This is a genomic window from Streptomyces coelicoflavus (assembly GCF_003112555.1).
Classification (GTDB): domain Bacteria; phylum Actinomycetota; class Actinomycetes; order Streptomycetales; family Streptomycetaceae; genus Streptomyces; species Streptomyces coelicoflavus.
Map to the genome: position 1 here is coordinate 189,293 of NZ_BEWB01000007.1, position 19,820 is coordinate 209,112.

Sequence of the window (19,820 nt, forward strand, 5' to 3'; positions counted from 1 at the left end):
CCCCCGTGACGCGGCGGACCGCGGACGGGGTGCCGTCCCGTCCCCACCGGGCGTCTCCGGGGCGTCCGCCACCGCCCTCAGCCGGGGCTCCCGGGGCGGGCGCGCCGGGTGGCGAGCAGCAGGGCGATGTCGTCGGGACGGTCCGTGGTGTGGCGGGCGGTCACCACGATCCGGTCCGCGACGCCCGCGAGCGAACGGCTCCCCGGCCGCGGGGCGGGCGCTCCGGCCCGGGCCAGCGCGAGGCGCAGGGCGGTGATCCCGTCGTCGATGTCGGTGCCGGGCCGCTCCACGAGACCGTCCGTGTAGAGGGCGAGGACGGCTCCGGGCTCGATCCGGAACTCGCTCAGCGGGTAGGGCGCGCACGGGTCCACGCCGAGCACCACCCCGCCGGGCAGGTCGAGGGTCTCGGTGCGTCCGTCCGGGTGGCGCAGCAGCGGAGGAGGGTGTCCCGCGCGGGCCGCGCGGGCCCGTCCGGTGGCCGGGTCGAGCCGGATGTAGCAGCAGCTCGCGAAGAGGCCCGGGTCCAGATCGGCCAGCAGGTGGTTGACGCCGCTCATCACCTCGTCGGGCGGACGGTCGCCGAGGGCGAAGGCGCGTACGGCACTGCGCAGTTGCCCCATGGTGGCCGCGGCCTGCACGCCGTGCCCCTGGACGTCCCCGATGACCAGGGCCATCCCGTCCCCGGAGGCCACCACGTCGTACCAGTCGCCGCCCACCTCCATGCCCTGGGTGCCGGGCAGATAGCGGCCCGCCGTCTCGAGGAGCGGGTGCGAGGGCAGCCGCCGGGGCAGCAGCACCTCCTGAAGGCCGCGGGCGAGCGCGGTCTCGGACTCGTAGCGCCGGGCCTTCTCCATGGCGTGGGCGATGAGCCCGGCGAGGGCGGTGAGCACGGTGCGTTCCTCGGCGCTGAAGCTCCGGGACCGGTCGAAGCCGAGGATGCAGGAACCGACCGGGCGCCCGGAGGCGATCAGCGGCAGGAAGGCGCGGGCGCCCTCCGTGGCGTCCAGCGGGATGCCCGGGTACGCCGAGGCCAGTGCCTGCATCGTGTCGAAGAAGAGCGGCCGGCCGCTGGTCAGCGTCTCCACCCCGGGCAGCCGGGCGTCCAGCGGCACCCCTTCGAACGGGGCGAGGAAGCCGGGCGGGAAGCCCGTCTCCCAGGCCAGGTGCAGATGGCGGTCCTGGAGCAGGTAGATGGCGAGCCGGCGGCCGCCGAACGCCGACAGCAGCTCCCGTACGACCACGGCGGACACCTGGCGGGCGGTGACCGCCTCGGTGAGGGCCACGGCCAGGACGATCGGGCGGTACTCCGGTGCCGTCGCGGCGACCGGAGGCGCCGGGTCGCCCGGCTCGGTCCCGGAGGACGCGTCCAGCGTCGGGGTCTCCCCGGGCTCCGGGGTCGCCCCGGCTCCGTCGGCTTCCGGCCCGCCGTGCCCGGGGGCGAGGCCGGCGGACGCGTCGGCCACCCGGTTGGCCGGGCGGAGCGTGGCCGTCAGGAAGTCCGGCCCGGGGTACACGCAGACGGCGAGCCAGTCACCCTCGTAGGGCCGCGGCGTGGTGCGGCGGCCGGTGTCGGCCGGCCGCCGGACGTGGAAGCGGACCGGTTCCGGGGAGAGCAGGGCGCCGCGCAGGTGGTCCTCGTAGGCGGCCTGGTCCAGCCAGGGCACGGCCTCCCACAGCGAGCGGCCGAGCAGCGCGGCCCGCGGCCGGCCCAGCAACCGGGCGGCGCGGGGGTTGGCGTAGACGACGGTGCCGAGGCGGTCCACGCACAGGACGCCCTCCGGCAGCAGGTCGGCCGCGGCGTCGGCCACGGCGCCGTCGAAGGGGTCGCGGACGGCGCCGCGCACCGGCCCGCCGGCGGGTGGTGCGGACCGGGGCCGCCACAGCTCCACCATGCGCAGCGCACCGTCCGCGGTGCGCACGTACAGGGGAAGCCGGGGTGCACTGCCCGCGGCGGTCTCCCGCAGCGCCGCGGTGATCCGGTGCCCGTCGTCGGGGGCCAGGGCGCCGGTGAGCGTCCCGAGTGCCGTCGGAACTCCGGCGGCCTCGGCCGGGACGCCGAGCAGGGCGCACAGCGGCTCGTCGAGGGTGACGGTGCCGGTGTCCGGCTCCCAGCCGAAACTTCCGGCGCGCCCCGGACGCCGCCCCGAGGCGGGTGGCCGCACACACAGCGGCTCCCCCTCCCAGGCGACCGGCGGCGCGTCCCGGCCGGCGTCCAGCCGCTCCAGGGCCGCGCCCAGATCCTGCGCCAGGCCCGCCACCCGGTCCACGCCCTCCAGCACGTCGGCGGCATGCGGGGCGGAGGGACGCAGGACGGTCAGCACACCGTACGTCCGGCTCGCGCCGGCGACCGGCACGTACAGGGACCCGAACGGGAACGGCAGACCGGCCGCGAACTGCGGGTACCGGCGCATGGTCTCGGCGGCGTTGGGCAGCACCACGCGGACGCCCAGCCGGTAGGCGTCGGCGGCCGGGAACGGGCTGTCGGCGTGCAGGCGCCACCAGGGGCGGAACAGCGGGCCGGGCAGTCCGGCGAGGACGGCGAGCCGCAGCAGGCCGGGGGTGGGGGAGCGCAGGTACACGCCGCCCACACGGCCCTCGGCCGCGCCGATCGCCCGTGTGGACGCGTCGATCAGCAGTGCCGTCAGCCGTCCGGGCATCCGGTCGGTCTGCGCGGCGTCCTCGGCGCCTGTGTTCATCGGTCCCACCTCGTCCGTGCGCCGCCACGCGGGTGACACAGCAAGAATGCGCCTCCTTCGACGGGGCGCGCACGCGGTCGGGGCGCACGGGTGAGCGTGACGCGTGGTGACGGGGCGTTGACCTCGCGGACGGGAGTCCGTAATCTCCTCCGCGACATTCGGAAAGCAGTCCGAAACTTTCGGCCCTCCAGGGCGGGATGCGGCGGCTTCCGCCCTTCCGGACGGCCTCCACGCACCGATTCAGGGAACGGGATGACGTGAGCATGATGTTGAGACGCCTGTCGAGAGCGGCCGCCGCCGGTCTCGTGGCCGCCGCCGCGCTGACGGCCGCGGCCCACTCCGTCGAAGCCGCCGACACGCTGCGGTCCGCGGCGGCCGGCCAGGGCCGCTGCTTCGGCACCGCGGTGGCGGCGGACCACCTCGGCGAGGCCGACTGCGCCGCCCCGCCGGACCGCGGGTTCGGCTCGGTGACGCCCGAGGAGCGAGACGGAGTGGGACACCGGACGTGCGCGACGAGCGAACGCCCCATCAGGACTTGATCGCGCACGGGCCGGAGGCGAGACGTGTCCGAAAAGCGGCGCGTCCAGTGGAAGTTGGGGCAAACGGATCGTCGGGAGCGCCCCGGTGCGTATCGTGAGAGCCGGGGACCTTCGCTCCCTCCACTCGGCCCCGGACCGGACGGTGAGGCTCGGCATGAATCCGGCGCACGGACCCGGCACCGCGGACGGCTCCGTCGTGTCCGCGGTGGTGGAGTTCAGGGGCGGCTCCGCGATGATCCCCGCCTCCCGGGACGTCGTGCACGGCTTCGCCGCGCGCCTCGCCGAGCGTGGAGTGCCCCTGGGGGACGCCTTTGTGGACGCCGCCCGTCTGGTCGCGAGCGAACTGGTGACGAACGCGCTGCGGCACGCACCCGGCCCCTGCCGGCTGGAGCTGACCCTGGTGGACGACCGCGTGGAGATCGCGGTGTCGGACACCGGGGACGCGTTTCCCACCTTCCTGCCCCACGACCCCGTGCGGGTCGGCAAGCACGGGCTGGAGATAGTGACGCGGCTGTGCGACGAGGTCATCACCAAGCCGCACCCGACGGGGAAGACGGTGTACGCGAGCCTGCCGCTGACCTGAGCCGGTCAGCCGGCCAGGGCCTGCTCCACACTCGGGTAGCAGGGGATGAGCGCGTCCACGCCCACCAGCCGCAGCACGCGTTCGACGGCGTCACGCGGTGCGGCGAGCCGGAACCAGACGCCGCGGGACTCGGCGGCCCGGTGCGCGCAGATCAGTACGTTGATGCCGCTGGAGTCCAGGAATGCCACCTCGCCGAAGTCCACCACCGTGCCCGGCGCCGACTCCACCGAGGCCAGCAGGACCTCGCGCAGCGGACCGCTGCCGTCCAGATCGACCTCTCCGGCGAGGATCACGAGGCTGACGCCGTCGCCCGTGGTGGTACGGGTGATCAGCAGCCGCTCCGGTAGCGCCGTCCCCTCGGTCTCCGCCACGCCGCCCCGCCTCTCGTGTGTGCCGCACGTGCCCGGCAGCCGTCGGTGGCTTGATGTTAAGTCCCTTCGCCGCCCGCGTGGACCACCCGGGCGGACCGGAACGCGTCGGCCGGAGCGGCCGTGCCGGGTTCGACGCGCGCGACGGCGCCGCTCTGACTACGGTCGAAGTGTGGTGGCACACACATTCGAGGAGCTCGTGCACAAGCGCCGCGCGGCGGACCTGGCACAGCACCGGGTCGAGGAGCTGCGCGACTCGTACGGGCCGCCCATGGAGCATCGGTGGACCCCGCGGCAGTCGCACACCTACGAGACGGCCGTACGGGCCTGGCGCGACCTGGACCGGGACGCGCGGACCGCGATGACGGAGTACGTCAAGGAGGGAGGCCGGTCCCGGCACAAGATCGAGGCGAAACTCCGCAGGGCCGTCCAGCAGGACGACCGCGACACCTGACCGGGCGGGCGCCCGTCCCCGGGCCGCCCGCCGTACCGGCCGGCACCGCTCGGCCGCCCCGCCCGGCTCGACGCCCCAGCCCGCGAGCCGGGCGGCCGGCGTGCGGGCGGGGACACGGGGTCGGCTTCAGCGCCAGTCCGCCGTGACCTCGCCGATCCCGCCGGTCTCTGCGACCAGGTCGCGCACCGCGCCCAGGGCGGCCGCACGGTCCTCGGGGACCAGGCCGATGCGGGTGCGCCGGTCGAGCAGGTCGGCCTCGTCGAGGGCGCCCTCGTGCCGCAGGGCCCACACCAGTTCCGCCCCGGTGACGGGGTGGTCCGGCAGCACGCGTTCGGCGAGGCGGGGATCGTGGTCGGCGAGGGCCTGGACCGCCGGGGCCTCGGTGCCGTAGTGCCGTACCAGGCGACGCGGTGCCCGCACCCGGCCCAGGGCCTGCGGGGAGGCGGCTCCGACCAGGGGCAGCGCGGCGGTGGGTGACGCTCCGGCGGCGAGGCCCCTGGCGGCGACGGCGGCGTCCACGGCGTCCTCGGCCATGCGCCGGTACGTGGTGAGCTTGCCGCCGACCACGGTGATCACGCCCTCGGACGAGGTCAGTACGGCGTGCCGGCGCGAGACGTCCGCCGTGCGGGGCCCGGCGCCGGGCCGGTCCGAGGCGGTGGTGTCGAGCAGGGGGCGCAGGCCCGCGAAGGCGCCGACCACGTCGTCGCGGTGGACCGGCACGTCCAGTACCGAGCCGAGCACGTCGAGCAGGAAGCCGACGTCGGTCTCGGGCACCTCCGGCACGTCCGGGACGTCCCCGTCCACGGGCTCGTCGGTGAGACCGACGTAGACCCGGCCGTCGCCCTGGGGCAGGACGAGGACGAAGCGGTTGGTCTCGCCGGGGATCGGCACGTGCAGGCCGGCCGGGAGCGGGCCGAGGTGCGCGGAGCGCAGGACGAGGTGGGTGCCGCGGGAGGGGCGGATCCGGATGCCGTCCACGAGGTCGCCGGCCCACACCCCGGAGGCGTTGACCACCGCGCGGGCCCGTATCACGCCCTCCTCGCCGGTCAGCTCGTCGCGCACGCGGGCGCCCGACCCGGTCAGCTCCAGGGCCCTGACCCGGGTCAGGATCCGCGCTCCGCGGGCCGCCGCGGTCCGGGCCAGCGCCGTCACCAGGCGGGCGTCGTCGGTGAGCCGGCCGTCCCAGGACAGCAGGCCGCCGCGCAGCCGGTCCGGGCGCAGCGCGGGCGCGAGATGGCGGGTCTCCACGGCGGACAGGCGCCGCGGCGCGGGCAGCGTGGCCCGCGCGGTGCGCGCCGCGAGCCGCAGGGTGTCGCCGGCCCGGAACCCGGCCCACGCCAGCGCCCCCTGGCCCCGGGAGACCAGCGGGGTGAGCGGCAGGACGAAGGGCTGGGCACGCACCAGGTGGGGCGCCGTGCGCTCCATCAGCACCCCGCGCTCCACCGCGCTCTCGTGGGCGACGTCCAGCTGGGCGGAGGCGAGGTAGCGCAGGCCGCCGTGGATGAGCTTGGAACTCCAGCGGGAGGTGCCGAAGGCCAGGTCGTGGGCGTCCACGGCGGCGACGCTCAGGCCCCGGGCGGCGGCGTCCAGCGCGGCACCGGCGCCGGTCGCGCCGAGACCGACGACCAGGACGTCCACGACGGGGCCGCCGACGGTGCCGGCCAGCTCGCGCGAGCGCCGTGCGGCGGACAGGGAGGCCCCGGCGGCGGGGCGGTCGACGGGGCTCATGGCGTGAGGGTCCTTTCCAGGATGGTGCGCAGCTCCCCGAGGAGGGCCGCGGAGGTCAGCTCGGCGTCGTCCTCGTCGGCCATGGTCCGCAGCGACAGGGCGAAGGACTGGACGACCAGCAGCACCGACCGGGCCTGCCGTCCGGTGTGCGCCTCGCGCACCGAACCGTCGGCGTGGCCCTGTGCGAGTGCGTCGGCCAGCAACTCGAGAAGCGCCTCCTGGCTCGCCCCGCGCCGGTCCAGGACGTAGGGCAGGAGCAGTTCGGGGTCGACGTCGACGATCTTGCCGAAGAGCGGGTGGGCGCGGAACGTCTCCACCCCGGCCACCAGGCCCTCGACCATCCGCGAGCGGACGTCGGTGTCCACGCCCGGCTCGGGGAGGGCGCCGGTGGCGACCGCGAGCCATTCGCGGGTCATCAGGTCGCCGACCAGGGACCGCACGTCCGGCCAGCGCCGGTACAGCGTCATCCGGGAGACGCCGGCGCGGCGGGCGACGTCGGTCATCGTCGTACGGCGCACCCCGACGGCCATCACGCAGTCGCGCACCGCGTCCAGCACGGTGTCGTTGTCCGAGGGGGCCTGCCTGTTCGAGTGGTTGTGACGGTTGGGCGTCATGTGTCACAGTGTAACGCCTAGCGGGGTGATGCGGACGGCGTCCCCCGAAGCGACCGTGAGGACGACAGGCGATGGACATGCTGTGGAACGGCTGGGGCGACCCGGCCAGGGCGACGGCACTGCCCGACACGGTGACCGGACTGCTGCGCGAGCTGCTCGGCGTCAAACCCCGCGCATGCGCCGCGCTCCCGCTGGCGGAGGTCGACGTACCGGAGTCACCGCTGGGCGAGGCCGCCCGAAGCACCCTGGCTCTCGCCGTCGGGGGCCGCGGGGAGGACGTGCGCACGGACGCCGAGAGCCGCATCCGGCACACCCGCGGCAAGTCCACCCCCGACCTGCTGCGGATGCGGACCGGCGACACCGCCGACACCCCGGCCGCCGTCGTCCTGCCCGACAGCCACGATGAGGTCCTCGCCGTGCTGGCCGCCTGCGCGGAGCACCGCCTGGCCCTCGTCCCCTTCGGCGGCGGCACCTCCGTCGTCGGCGGACTCGCCCCCGGCCGCGAGGGCGCGTTCGTCGCCCTCGACCTGCGCCGCATGAACCGCCTGCTCGACCTCGACGAGGTCTCCCGCACCGCCACCCTCCAGCCCGGCCTGCGCGCCCCCGAGGCCGAGGCGCTGCTCGCCGAGCACGGCTACACCCTCGGCCACTTCCCCCAGTCCTACGAGTGGGCCACCATCGGCGGCTTCGCCGCGACCCGCTCCAGCGGACAGGCCTCCGCCGGGTACGGCCGCTTCGACGAGATGGTCCTCGGCCTCACCCTCGCCACCCCCGAGGGCACCCTCGACACGGGCCGCGCCCCGCGCTCGGCCGCCGGACCCGACCTGCGCCAGCTCGTCCTCGGCTCGGAAGGCGCCTTCGGCGTCATCACCTCCGTCACCGTGCGGGTGCGGCCCGTACCGCGGGCCCGCCGCTACGAGGGCTGGCGCTTCGCCTCCTTCGACGAGGGCGCCGCGGCCCTGCGCCGGCTCGCCCAGGACGGCCCCCGGCCGACGGTGCTGCGGCTGTCCGACGAGACCGAGACCCTGATCGGCCTCGCCCAGCCCGACGCCATCGGAGCCTCACTGGAGCAGCAGGACGCCGGCTGCCTCGCGGTCGTCGGCTTCGAGGGCACCGAGGAGGACACCGCCCACCGCCGCGAGGGCGCCGCCGCCGTCCTGCGCGAGAGCGGCGGCACCTTCGCCGGTGACGAACCGGGGGAGCGCTGGGCCCACGGCCGCTACTCGGCGCCGTACCTGCGCGACTCGCTGCTCGACGCCGGCGCGCTCGCCGAGACCCTGGAGACCGCGGCCTACTGGTCCCGCCTCCCCGCCCTCTACTCCGCCGTCCGCGAGGCGCTGACCGCCACGCTCACCGAGGCCGGCACCCCGCCCCTGGTCATGTGCCACATCTCGCACGTCTACGAGAACGGCGCCTCCCTCTACTTCACGGTCGTCTCCGCCCAGGGCGAGGACGCCGTGGCGCACTGGACCCGGGCCAAGCACGCCGCCAACGAGGCGATCCTCGCCGCCGGCGGCACCATCACCCACCACCACGCGGTCGGCACCGACCACCGCGACTGGTACGTCCGGGAGGCGGGCCCCCTCGGTGTCGAGGCGCTGCGCGCCGTCAAGCGGAGCCTCGACCCCGCCGGGCTGCTCAGCCCGGGCGTCCTGCTGCCCGCGGACTGACCCCGCCCGGCCGAGCGCCCCCACCCCGTGAGACAACAGTCCGGCACCACCCGTCAGCCCGGAGGCACATCGATGCGACAGTTCACCGCCGTCGTCAACCCCACCGCGGGCGGCGCCACCTCGGCCGCCGCTCTCCTCGGTGTGGCCCGGCTGCTGCGGGAGGCCGGGGCGGAGCTGGAGACCGAGTACAGCCACAGCCTCGCCCACGCCCGCGAACTCGCCCGGCGGGCCGGGGCGTCGGGGCGGGTGGTGCTCGCCGTCGGCGGTGACGGCATGGCGGGCGGCATCGGCGGCGCCCTCAGCGGAACCGGCGCCGTGCTCGGCCTGGTCCCGGCCGGCCGCGGCAACGACTTCGCCCGCGCCCTGAGGCTGCCCACCGAGCCGGCCGCCCTGGCCGAGGTGCTGCTGCACGGCGCCCCCCGCCCCGTCGACACCATCGAGGTCACCTCGGCCGTCCACGACCGCACCGTCGTCCTCGGCAGCGTGTACGCGGGTGTCGACGCGCTCGCCAACCGGCACGCCAACCACGCTCGGCTGCTGCGCGGCGCCGCCTCCTACTACGCAGGGGCGGTGCGGGCCGTGGCGGGCTGGCGTGCGGCGGGCTACCGGGTCACGGTCGACGGCGAGGAGCACGCCTTCCGCGGCTACACGGTGGTGGCGGCCAACTCCGGCTACTACGGCTTCAACCGCCTCGTCGCCCCCTCCGCCCGGGTGGACGACGGCCTGCTGGACGTGGTGATGATCTCCGACGCCCCGCGGCGGCTGTTCTTCGCCCTGATGAACGAACTCTCCACGGGCGCCCACGTCCACCGGCCCCAAGTACGCGTCCTGCGCGGCCGGGAGGTCCGCATCGAGGCGGACCGGGCGATACCCTACGGCGCCGACGGCGAGGTCGAGGCCGTCGTACCCGTCACCGCGAAGGTGCTGCCCGGAGCGCTGCGCGTCCTGTGCTGAACGGGCCGTGGGGCCGGGCGTCCAGATCGGTGCCCCGGCCCCACGGCCCGGTGGTTCAGCCCCGCGGTGTGGTGAAGCGTTCCCACACCCGGTGCGAGCCCATCAGCTCCGTGACCTGCTCCAGGGCCGCGGTGCCGGAGTCGGCGACGATCACACCCGGCGCGTCGGCGGGCACCCCCGACGCCTCGAGCGCCGGAGTGCCGCCGGCCCAGACGCCGATCGCCTTGCCGTGCCGGAACGCCTCCGACAGCAGCAGACTCACCCGCGGGTCGATCGTTCCCGGCCCCGCGGGCGCCGGTCCCGCCTTGTAGTCCCGCGGGGTGTAGGCGTCGCCGCCCATGTCCGGCGTCCCCGCGATCAGCACCGCGTCGAACTCCACCGACCGCGCGGTGACATAGCTGCGCTGCACGGTCAGCGCGGCGTCGCCGGAGCCGAGGGTGCCGCCCGTCGGCGCCACCACCAGCGGCACCATCCCGGCGTTGAGCACCGCCTCCCGTACCGCGCCCACGCCCTCCAGGTCGGCTCCGCCGGTCACGATGCCGACGACCCGGCCGTCCAGCGGCCAGACGCCGCCCACCTGGGACAGCGCCGGGCTCGGCTCGACGTCGGCCGGCGGGACGGTCGGCTCCGGGGCGGGCAGGCCGAGGCCCTCGGCGACCCCCGCGCACAGCTCGGGGTCGATGTTGGCCAGCACCTGGAGCGTCCGCTCCCGGATCGCCTGCTCGTAGCACTTGCCCAGCTCGAAGGTGTAGGCGCCGACGATGTGCTCGCGCTCCACCGGGCTCATGCTCAGCCAGAAGCGGCGCGGCTGGCTGAAGTGGTCCGCGAACGACTCCGGAGCCTCCCGCATCTTCTTCGACTCCGGCACCCGCACCGGCGCCTCGACGAACGCGCCCATGTCCGCACCCGCGGTGAACGGGCAGCCGCCGTCGAGGGAGTTGGGCCGGTAGGGCGCCACGCCCCGGTGCACGGCGCTCTGGTGCATGCCGTCGCGCAGCATGTCGTTGACCGGCGCCTGCGGCCGGTTGATCGGCAGCTGCGGGAAGTTGGGGCCGCCCAGGCGGGTGATCTGCGTGTCCAGGTACGAGAACAGCCGCCCCGCGAGCAGCGGGTCGTCGGTGACGTCGATGCCCGGCACCAGGTGCCCGACGTGGAAGGCGACCTGCTCGGTCTCGGCGAAGTAGTTGGACGGGTTGCGGTTCAGGGTCAGCAGCCCGACCGGCTGCACCGGCGCCAGCTCCTCGGGCACGAAGTTGGTCGGGTCCAGCAGGTCGATGCCCTCGAAGGTCTGCTCCGGGTTGTCGGGGAAGGTCTGGATGCCCAGCTCCCACTGCGGGTACGCGCCCGCCTCGATGGCGTCCGCGAGGTCCCGGCGGTGGAAGTCCGGGTCGACGCCGTTGATCAGCTGCGCCTCGTCCCACACCAGCGAGTGCACGCCCAGCTTGGGCTTCCAGTGGAACTTCACCAGCGTCGTGGCGCCCTCGGCGTTCACCAGCCGGAAGGTGTGGACGCCGAAGCCCTCCATCATCCGGAAGGAGCGCGGGATGCCCCGGTCGCCCATGAAGAAGATGGTGTGGTTCGTCGCCTCGGTGTGCAGCGAGACGAAGTCCCAGAAGGTGTCGTGGGCGCTCTGCGCCTGCGGGATCTCCCGGTCCGGGTGCGGCTTCGCCGCGTGCACGACGTCCGGGAACTTGATGGCGTCCTGGATGAAGAAGACCGGGATGTTGTTGCCGACCAGGTCGAAGACGCCCTCGCTGGTGTAGAACTTGGTCGCGAACCCGCGGGTGTCCCGCACGGTGTCCGACGACCCGCGCGAGCCGACCACCGTGGAGAAGCGCGTGAAGACCGGCGTCTCCACGTCGGCGGCCAGGAACCCGGCCTTGGTCACCGAGGCCGCGGTGCCGTAGCTCTGGAAGACACCGTGCGCGCCCGCGCCCCGGGCGTGCACCACGCGCTCCGGGATGCGCTCGTGGTCGAAGTGCATGACCTTCTCGCGCAGGTGATGGTCCTGAAGCAGGACGGGACCGCGCGGACCGGCCTTCAGCGAGTGGTCGGTGTCGTACAGCCGGGTCCCCTGGGCGTCCGTCAGATAGCTGCCGGACTGCGCCACCCTGGCCTGGTCCGCTCCCGTGGGCTGTCCGGTCGGTGACACCGTGTCCGGGCCGGTCTGGTCCGGCTTCGGCGGCAGCGGCTCGCGGGGCTCGGTGGGTTCGGCGACGGGGGGCGACTCGGGACCCGGCCTGCCGGGGATCCCGTCCGGCGGTCCGCCGGCCTCGCCGTGCAGGCCCTCGGTCACCTTGCGGACTGCTCGCTTGAGGGGATTGGCCTCGCTCATCGGCCGTTCTCCGTTTCTGTGCGGGCCGCTGCACGCGCCCGGTCGTGTTGGGTACCGACTGCCGTGGTGGGCCGTGACCGCGTACCCAGCGTCCGGGACTCAAGGCATGGCCGCGAGGAACGGAGGCGGTGGGCTCAGGTGATGGTCTGTCCGTCGTGGAGGCCGCCCCGGCAGACCGTCGTGAAGGAGCCGGTCCCGTCCCCGTCCGCCGAAATGATGATCACTCCGCCGCCCTGGACGCACTCGGTCGCCGTCACCTCGCCCGGCAGGTCCGGGACGCGGAACACCGCGGCCTCCGCTCCGGCGGCGCACAGGGCCCACACGGCCAGTGCCGCGATCACGGTGCACGACGACTTGCGCATGGAGACGGCTCCTTCTCACGGGTGCCGTTCCAGCCTCACCGGCCCGGGCACGCCACGCCACCGGGGGCGTGCGTGCGGGGGAGCGCGTACGGCTCAGGGCCCCGACCGCGGCCGCGGATCGGAGCCCTCGAAGTGCCGCCGTACCGGTACCGGACTAAGCGTCCGTGTGCGTCACCTCCACCGGCCCGAACGAGACCCGGGTGCGGGCGCCGTCGGCCGCCCAGACGACCTCCACGGCGTCCTCTCCGGGCACCACCTCCGTCACCGCCCCGGCCACCGGCACGCTCACCGGTTCACCGGTCAGCACGGCCAGGCCGACGTGCACGGAGGTGCCGCCCGCCGCGCCGGACAGCCGGGGCAGCTCGGCCCACGGCACGTACGCGGTGCCCTGCGGGGCGCGCACGGTCTCCGCCCCGGACTCCCAGCCGTACAGGCCGTGCAGCACGGAAGTGAGGGAATCCTCGGGGCCGGTGGCCCACCCGGTGTGCGTGACCCTGGCCCCGGGCGGCGCCCCGACGACCCGGTGCACCCGCAGCTCGTACGGCCCCCGGGCCACCGTCACGCTCTCCACCCGCAGCCCCGGCACCATCGGCGGCCCGGTCACGAAGACGGGCCGGTGCCAGGAGGCCGCCCAGCCCCAGCCCTCGCCCCCTCCCGCGCCCAGCGGACGGACCCGGCGCCGCACGCTGGACCGGCCGTTCACCTCGACCGACAGGTGGTTGTCCGCGATGTTCTCCCGCGCCGTGGGACCCGTCCGGGTCGAGTAGGCCTGCCGGCCGTAGTGCGGGTCGTCCTCGGCCGCCGACTCGCCCTCGTGCGGGCGGACATGGTCGCTGCCGTGGTTGTGCAGCCGTACGATCCCGTCGGCGCGGGTCGACTGCACCAGCAGCCCCGGCGCGGGCAGCGCCAGGACCCGGTCGGCCTCCTCCACCGGCGCCGCCTCCTCCGGCGCCGTCCACAGCGGGTGGCCGGCCGGGGCGAGCAGCGAGACGAACGCCTTCGACGCCCAGTACGGGGAGGCCGGACCCGAGTACGGCTGCAGGGTCGCCTCGTGCGGGCCGTACCAGCCGAGGCTCAGCAACCCCTCGTCGGTCACCGCCCCCCGGTCCACGAAGTACCGCAGGCTGCCGCTGGCCAGCCGCCGCGAGGCCCCCGGCGTCAGCGGGGTGTGCCCGGTCAGCGCGCCCAGGGCGACGGCCGCCGACGCGGCGAAGCGGTAGGTGAGGGAACGGCCGAAGTGCAGCGGCGCTCCGTCGGCCCCGAACATCAGGGCGAAGCCGTCGAGGTGGGCGCGGAGCCGGTCCCCGTAGCGGGAGAGGGCGTCGGTGTCGCCGCCGAGGTGGGCGTCGAGCACCGGGTAGAGGTGCAGCGCCCAGCCGTTGTAGTGGTCGAAGGCGCGCCCGTCGCCGTCGGCGTACCAGCCCCCGCCCCGGTACCAGCCCTCCATCAGCTCCAGCGCACGCTCCCGGGCCGCGGCCGTCTCGGCGTCGCCCCGGCCGACCGACTCCAGGAACCCGGCGACCGTGTACGGGAACAGGTACCAGTTGTTCGGCGCCGGCACGTGCCGCAGCGCCCCGCGCAGCCACTCCTCCACCCGGTCCTGCACCCCGGCGTCGAGATGCTTCCACAGCCACGGCGCGGTCAGCCGCAGCCCCAGCGCCACCGACGCCGACTCCACCATGGGCTGGCCCTGCACGTCGTGGTCGAGGATCAGCGGCCAGGACTCGGCGTCGTCGCGGCCGGGGGAGCGGGTGCCCGAGGCGAGGCCCTCCGCGTAGCGGTCCAGCCAGCCGTGCGGGTCCGCGCCGTCCGCCCCCGCGACGCGGAAGCCCGCCGCGAGGAAGGTCCGCGCGAAGCCCTCCAGGCCGTCGGAGCGCACCCCCGAGCGCGAGGGCCGCCCCGGCAGGTCCAGCAGGGCGCGGCCCGGGGTGCTCCAGCGCCACGCGGCCCACAGCAGCCCGTCCGCGACGGCCTCCCAGTGGGCACGGGTGTAACCGGTGTACGGGCTCGACGCACGGTCCTCGGTGGGCAGTTCGAACGGGATGCTCATGCCAGGAACGCCAGCCTTTCGCGTCGTACGGGGTGGAGGAAGCCGGACCCGGTGGCCCAGCGGGTGGTCTCGGCGAGCGCGAGGTCGGCGAGACGGCGCCACTCGTTGCCCTCGGAACCTGCCAGGTGCGGGGTGATCAGGGCGTGCTCGCAGTCCCACAGCGGGTGGTCCGGGGGCAGCGCCTCGGGGTCGGTGACGTCCAGGACGGCCCGGATGCGGCCCGCGAGCACGGCGTCGGTGAGCGCCTCCTGGTCGATCACCGCCCCGCGGGAGGTGTTGATCAGCACCGCGTCGGCGGGCATCGCGTCGATCAGCGGACGGCTCACCAGACCACGGGTCGTCGGCAGCAGCGGGGTGTGCACGCTGACCGTGTCGCAGCGCGCGAACAGCTCGGGCAGCGACACGCTCTCCACGCCGAGTCCGGCGGCCTCCGCGTCGTCGACGTACGGGTCGTGCAGCAGGACCCGTACGTCGTGCGGCCGCAGCAGTTCGACGACCCGGCGGCCGATCAGCGAGGCCGACAGGATGCCGACCGTGCGGTGGTAGTTGCCGACGCCGCGCGGGGTGCGCAGCCAGTTGCCGCGCGTCCGGGCCGCCCGGAAGTCGCGGGCCCGCTCCAGCACCCGCTTGCCGCTCAGCAGGATCATGCCGAGCGTGTACTCGGCCACCGGCAGCGCGTTGGCGGCGGCGGCCGAGGAGACCTCGACGCCCCGCTCCCAGCACGCGTCGGTGACGTGCCCGCGGACACTGCCCGCCGTGTGCACCACGGCCCGCAGCCGGGGCGCCGCCCGCAGCACGTCCGCGTCCAGCGGCGGACAGCCCCATCCGGTGATCAGCAGCTCCACGTCCGCCAGCACGGATCTCGCCCGCGCCGTCGTCAGGTCGTCCAGCACCGGGAACGGCGCGAGGTCGCAGACCCGGCGGAACGCGGCGAGGGACTGGGGGTCGAGGACGGCCGAGGCGGCGTCCGGGGACATGGCCACGGCGGCACGGGGCCGGTGGCCGGGTCCGGGGGCGTGCACGGTCACTTGACGGCTCCGGCGGTCAGGCCGCTGCGCCAGAAACGCTGGAGCAGCACGAAGGCGAGGATGAGCGGCAGTACGGCGAGCAGCGAGCCCATGATCACCACGGGGTAGTACTCGGGCGACACGGACGCCGAACTGTTCCACTGGTACAGGCCGAGACTGACGGGATACAGGTCCTGGTCGGACAGCATCACCATGGGCAGGAAGAAGTTGTTCCAGATCGCGGTCAGCTGGAAGAGGAAAACGGTGATCAGACCGGGTCCGAGCATCCTGAGCGCCACCCGCGCGTACGTGGTCAGCTCCCCGGCCCCGTCCACGCGCGCCGCCTCCAGCACCTCGTCGGGCACGTAGCCCCGCGCGAAGATCCGCCCGAGGTAGACGCCGAACGGATTGAACAGCACCGGGATGAACACCGCCCAGAAGGTGTTGACCAGGCCGGCCTCGGAGGCCATCAGGTACAGCGGCAGCGCGAGCACCGTCTGCGGCACCATGACCGCCGCGAGCACCAGGCCGAACAGCTTCTCCTTGTGCCGGAAGCCGTACTTGTCGAAGGCGTAGCCGCAGGCCACGCTCACCAGCGCGCCCACGGCCGCCCCGATCACGGCGTACAGCAGGCTGTTGACGTACCAGCGGCCGTACAGCCCGCCGTCCATGGCGAACAGGTCCTTGAGGTTCTGGAGGAAGGAGAAGTCGCTCAGGGACAGCAGGTCGCTGCTGAACAGCGCGTCGCGGTTCTTGGCCGACGCGAGCACCAGCCACAGCACCGGCAGCAGCGTGTAGAGGACGGAGACGGCGACGACCACGTTGACCGTCGCGCGGCCCAGCAGCCTGGGGCGGAGCAGGGGACTGCCGGCGGCGCTCATCGGGCCTCCTCGGAGTCGGCGCGGCTGGTGAAGCGGGTGACGCCGTACGACAGGGCGATGGTGCACACCAGCAGGACGACCGAGGCGGCCGCCGCGAGGCTGTAGTTGTTGCGGGTGAAGGCCGCGTCGTAGATGTACATGCTGGGCGAGAACCGCGAGTTGATCATCGGCGATGACTGGCTGAGCAGCATCGGCTCGGTGAAGAGCTGGAGGGCCCAGATCAGGGTGAAGATCGCCACCATCACGATGGAGGCCCGCACCAGCGGCGTCTTGACCTGGAGCGCCGTGCGCACCGGCCCGGCGCCGTCGACGACGGACGCCTCGATCACCTCGCGCGGCACGGCCTGGAGGGCGGCGTAGAAGACGACCATGTTGTAGCCGAGGTTGCTCCACAGGGCGATGTTCACGATGGACGGGACCACCGTGTGCACGCCCAGGAAGTCGATCGTGATGTCGCCCTTCGCGAACAGCTCGATGACCGGGCTGATGCCGGGCGTGTACAGGTACAGCCAGATCAGCGCGGCGATGATGCCGGGCACCGCGTGCGGCAGGAACAGACCGAGCTGGGCGAAGGCGCGCAGCCGCACCACGCCGGAGTCGAGGAGCAGGGCGAGGGCGAGCGCGCCGACGACCATCAGCGGGATGTAGATGAGGCAGTACAGGGCGACCGTGCCGAGCCCGCCGAGGAAGGTGGGGTCGGTGAGGACGGCCGCGTAGGAGCGCAGGCCGACGAAGACGGTGCGTTCGGGGCCGAAGCCGAGCCCGGGCTGGTCGTCGCTGAAGAAGCTGAGGTAGACGGCGGTGCCGACGGGGATCAGGAAGACGGTGACCAGCAGGGCGAAGAACGGCGTCATGAGGACGCCGGCGGCGGTCAGTTGACGGCGCTTGGCCGCTCTGCGGGCGCGCTGGCCCGAGTCGGAGGGTGCCGGTGAGGCGGCGCGGGCGGCGCCGGCCGGCACCCGTGCGTGGGTGGTCGTGGTCATGGGTGTGTCACCTGCCTTTCGTCGGCTCAGGTGCTGTGCTGGGTGGTGGACAGGCCGAGGGCCCTGAGGTCGGGCATGGTGCCCTCCTGCGCGCTGCGCAGCGATTCGACGAGGCTGCCCTGGCCGCCGCCGACCCGGGCGAAGGAGTCCTGCATGACCTTCTGGGTGGCGCTCATCCGCGGGCCCCAGAGCCACTGGTCGCCGATCTTCTCGGCCTCCTGCTCGAACAGGGTGTAGATGTCCTGGCCGCCGTAGTACGAGCGGTCGAAGGCCTCGCGGCCCACCGCGACCAGGCCGGGCGCGGCCGGGTACTGGCTGCTGGTGCCGCTGGAGAGCCGGGCGCGCAGGGAGTCGGGGTGGGAGACCTGCCACTCGATGAACTCCATCGCGGCCTCCGGGTGCCTGCTGTCCTCGGTGATCGCGAAGGTCGACCCGCCGTGCGTGCCGGTCGAGGGGCGGCCGGTGTCCCACTGCGGCATCGGCGCGATCCGCCACTGGCCCTTCTGCCCGGGCCGTGCGTTCATCTGCGCACCGGCGTCCCAGGCGCCGCTGAGCCGGGTGAGGACCAGGCCGTTGCCGATCTGTGCGTCGGACTGCCTGCTCTCGACGGCGTTCATGAAGACGTCGTCCCGGTCGATCAGCCCCTGCCAGTACTCGGCAACGCGTCGTGAGGGAGCGTCGGCGAGCGAGACGTTCCAGGCGCCCTTCGAGGTGTCGAACCACTGGGCGCCCGCCTGCCAGGCGTAGCAGGCGAACTGCGTCATCCCGTCGGTGGGGAAGAGCGCCAGCCGGCGGTCGGGTGCCTCGCGACGCACCGTCGCGGCCTGCTCGGCGAACTCGTCCCAGGTGCGGGCGGCTTCGAGCCCGTGGCGGTCGAACAGGTCGGCGCGGTAGTGCATCACCATGGGCTCGACGTCCAGCGGCACGGCGAACACCCGGCGTTCGAAGGTGGTCAGGCCGAGCGCCTGCGGCAGCAGCTTGCGGCGCAGGCCGTCGCTCATCAGATCGGTGATGTCGCGGGCGACGCCGTCGATGGCGAACCCCGGCACCTGCGGGTATTCGAGAGTGGCGACGTCGGGCGCGTTCCCGGCCCGCGCGGCGTTGCTGAGCTTGGCGTAGCCGCCCTGCCCGCCGGAGGGGATCTGCTGGAACTCCACCTGGACCGTGCGGTGGGTGCGGTTGAACGCGTCGACCACTTCCTGGCTGCCGCGCAGGGCGGACCAGAAGGTGATGCGGGTGGTGGTGCCCGTGCGGGCCGACGATGCGCCGTTCCCCCCGCTGCAGGCGCTCGCGGCTCCTGCAAGGGGTAGGGCGGTCATCGCGGCGAGCACGGAGCGACGGCTGGGTCGTCCGGGCATGGCGCCTCCGCGGCTCCTGCGGGTCCGCGCGGGTGCGGACACGACTCTTCGAGACACCGGAATCCTGAACGCCCCGCCCCAAACGGTCAATAGATCGATCAGAAGAAAATTAAACGCTCAAACGCTCATTCGTCGAGCGGTTCGGTCAACGGGTCCGTCGATCCCCGCACCATCAGCCGCGGCAGCAGCTCGATCCGCCGGCCCGGCTGCCGGCCCCCGGGTGCCTCGGCCAGCCGCTGGAGCAGCAGCTCCGCCGCCGCGTGCCCGACCTCCGCCTTCGGCGGGGACACGGCCGTCAGCGCGGGCGAGGCGAGACCGGCCACCACATCGTCGTACGCGACCACCGAGCAGTCCTCCGGCACCCGCACCCCCTCCTCCGCGAGCCGCTGGACCACCATCAGGGCGTCCACGTCGCCGTGCAGCACCATCGCGGTGGCACCCACCTTGCGCATCAGCGCCGACGGTTCGGCCGTCTCGTCCGCCGAGTACGGCCCGTCGGCCCCGGCCTCCGGTGCGACCAGCGTCCACGCCCACCGCTCCACCAGGGGATGCGCCCCGGCGATCTCCGTGAAGGCGGCACGCAGCGAACGGGCCGTGGGGCTGTCGTGCCGGGTGGCGACCACGATCCGCCGGTGCCCGAGCCCCACCAGGTGCTCCACCGCGAGGTGCGCGCCGTACCAGTGGTCGGAGCAGACCGAGTCCAGGGCGTGCAGCGCGCTGCCGCGCCACGGGCGGCGCTCCATCAGCACCGTCGGCACGCCGATCCCGGCCAGCCACTCGTGGTCGGCCTCCTCGTCGGTCCGGCCCCGCCAGCGCGGGGCGATCAGCAGCCCGTCCGCGCCGTCCGACAGGGCACGCTCCACCAGTGGCCGCTCGGCACCGGACGCCTGCGGCGCGAGGTGCAGGGCCATGCGCACCCCGGCCCGCTCCAGGACCGTGCGCGCCCCGTGCAGCGTCTCGGTGAGGTAGGAGTGCCGTACGGGGACCACCACGGCCACCCGGTCGCCGCCCGCCGGGACCGGATCGTGGGCCGTCTCCTGGGCCGGCAGCGTCGACCGCACCACTCCGTGACCGCGGCTCAGCCTGCCCTCGCGCGTCAGCTCCTCGACGTCGCGGCGCACGGTGACCACCGAGACCTGCAACTCGTCGGCGAGGTCGCGCACCCGCGCGGTACCGCGCGCCTGGACCGCCGCCAGTATCCGCTGGCGCCTGAGATCGACCGGCTCCCGCATCAGGGC

17 protein-coding genes are annotated in these 19,820 nt (G+C 74.4%); 5 read left to right on the forward strand and 12 right to left on the reverse strand.

The window, feature by feature from the left end:
• Nucleotides 1–77: 77 nt before the first annotated feature.
• Nucleotides 78–2,696: a SpoIIE family protein phosphatase gene (locus tag Sco07f_RS18465; protein ID WP_167468140.1), complete on the reverse strand. Its 2,619-nt coding sequence runs from the start codon at nt 2,694–2,696 to the stop codon at nt 78–80.
• 257 nt (nt 2,697–2,953) lie between these two features.
• On the opposite strand from Sco07f_RS18465, the gene Sco07f_RS18470 reads away from it, so the two are divergent.
• Together Sco07f_RS18470 and Sco07f_RS18475 are read left to right on the forward strand one after the other, a co-directional pair.
• Nucleotides 2,954–3,235, forward strand: a complete 282-nt coding sequence (locus Sco07f_RS18470; protein WP_244942070.1) for a hypothetical protein — start codon at nt 2,954–2,956, stop codon at nt 3,233–3,235.
• Nucleotides 3,236–3,389: 154 nt separating this feature from the next.
• Nucleotides 3,390–3,818, forward strand: a complete 429-nt coding sequence (locus tag Sco07f_RS18475) for an ATP-binding protein (RefSeq protein WP_108988624.1) — start codon at nt 3,390–3,392, stop codon at nt 3,816–3,818.
• A gap of 5 nt (nt 3,819–3,823) precedes the next feature.
• Here Sco07f_RS18475 and Sco07f_RS18480 read toward each other — a convergent pair whose 3' ends face one another.
• A complete protein-coding gene (locus Sco07f_RS18480; protein WP_087788410.1) occupies nt 3,824–4,189 on the reverse strand; it encodes an STAS domain-containing protein in 366 nt (121 codons plus the stop codon).
• 172 nt (nt 4,190–4,361) lie between these two features.
• Between Sco07f_RS18480 and Sco07f_RS18485 the strand changes: the two genes are divergently transcribed.
• Nucleotides 4,362–4,640, forward strand: coding sequence for a hypothetical protein (locus Sco07f_RS18485; RefSeq protein ID WP_244942076.1), 279 nt, complete (start codon nt 4,362–4,364; stop codon nt 4,638–4,640).
• Nucleotides 4,641–4,766: 126 nt separating this feature from the next.
• On the opposite strand, the gene Sco07f_RS18490 is transcribed toward Sco07f_RS18485, so the two are convergent.
• Together Sco07f_RS18490 and Sco07f_RS18495 are read right to left on the reverse strand one after the other, a co-directional pair.
• Nucleotides 4,767–6,368, reverse strand: coding sequence for a glycerol-3-phosphate dehydrogenase/oxidase (locus Sco07f_RS18490; protein WP_108988458.1), 1,602 nt, complete (start codon nt 6,366–6,368; stop codon nt 4,767–4,769).
• Complete coding sequence (locus tag Sco07f_RS18495) at nt 6,365–6,982, reverse strand: TetR/AcrR family transcriptional regulator (protein WP_087788407.1); 618 nt, start codon at nt 6,980–6,982, stop codon at nt 6,365–6,367. The genes Sco07f_RS18490 and Sco07f_RS18495 overlap by 4 nt, the downstream gene beginning before the upstream one ends.
• Before the next feature lie 71 nt (nt 6,983–7,053).
• Here Sco07f_RS18495 and Sco07f_RS18500 point away from each other — a divergent pair, with 71 nt between their 5' ends.
• On the forward strand, nt 7,054–8,652 hold the full coding sequence (locus tag Sco07f_RS18500; RefSeq protein WP_167468141.1) for an FAD-binding oxidoreductase: 1,599 nt from the start codon (nt 7,054–7,056) through the stop codon (nt 8,650–8,652).
• A 72-nt stretch (nt 8,653–8,724) separates the two neighbouring features.
• On the forward strand, nt 8,725–9,606 hold the full coding sequence (locus Sco07f_RS18505) for a diacylglycerol kinase family protein (RefSeq protein ID WP_108988459.1): 882 nt from the start codon (nt 8,725–8,727) through the stop codon (nt 9,604–9,606).
• A 55-nt stretch (nt 9,607–9,661) separates the two neighbouring features.
• On the opposite strand, the gene catB is transcribed toward Sco07f_RS18505, so the two are convergent.
• From catB to Sco07f_RS18545, 8 genes are all read right to left on the reverse strand, one after another.
• Nucleotides 9,662–11,941 (reverse strand): catalase CatB, encoded by a 2,280-nt coding sequence (gene catB / locus Sco07f_RS18510; RefSeq protein WP_108988461.1) that lies wholly within the window; start codon nt 11,939–11,941, stop codon nt 9,662–9,664.
• A 134-nt stretch (nt 11,942–12,075) separates the two neighbouring features.
• Complete coding sequence (locus Sco07f_RS18515) at nt 12,076–12,303, reverse strand: hypothetical protein (protein ID WP_108988463.1); 228 nt, start codon at nt 12,301–12,303, stop codon at nt 12,076–12,078.
• Nucleotides 12,304–12,457: 154 nt separating this feature from the next.
• Entirely contained in the window at nt 12,458–14,353 is a 1,896-nt protein-coding gene (locus Sco07f_RS18520) for a DUF2264 domain-containing protein (protein ID WP_108988464.1), read from the reverse strand.
• A complete protein-coding gene (locus Sco07f_RS18525) occupies nt 14,350–15,381 on the reverse strand; it encodes a hydroxyacid dehydrogenase (RefSeq protein ID WP_108988466.1) in 1,032 nt (343 codons plus the stop codon). Before Sco07f_RS18525 ends, Sco07f_RS18520 begins: the two co-directional genes overlap by 4 nt.
• On the reverse strand, nt 15,378–16,241 hold the full coding sequence (locus Sco07f_RS18530) for a carbohydrate ABC transporter permease (RefSeq protein WP_108988468.1): 864 nt from the start codon (nt 16,239–16,241) through the stop codon (nt 15,378–15,380). Before Sco07f_RS18530 ends, Sco07f_RS18525 begins: the two co-directional genes overlap by 4 nt.
• Nucleotides 16,238–17,224 carry a carbohydrate ABC transporter permease gene (locus Sco07f_RS18535; RefSeq protein WP_108988470.1) on the reverse strand — a complete coding sequence of 329 codons (987 nt, stop codon included), beginning with the start codon at nt 17,222–17,224 and terminating at the stop codon, nt 16,238–16,240. The genes Sco07f_RS18530 and Sco07f_RS18535 overlap by 4 nt, the downstream gene beginning before the upstream one ends.
• 26 nt (nt 17,225–17,250) lie before the next feature.
• Nucleotides 17,251–18,582 carry an ABC transporter substrate-binding protein gene (locus Sco07f_RS18540; RefSeq protein ID WP_108988472.1) on the reverse strand — a complete coding sequence of 444 codons (1,332 nt, stop codon included), beginning with the start codon at nt 18,580–18,582 and terminating at the stop codon, nt 17,251–17,253.
• A gap of 125 nt (nt 18,583–18,707) precedes the next feature.
• Nucleotides 18,708–19,814, reverse strand: a complete 1,107-nt coding sequence (locus tag Sco07f_RS18545) for a substrate-binding domain-containing protein (RefSeq protein ID WP_087788401.1) — start codon at nt 19,812–19,814, stop codon at nt 18,708–18,710.
• Nucleotides 19,815–19,820 lie beyond the last annotated feature (6 nt).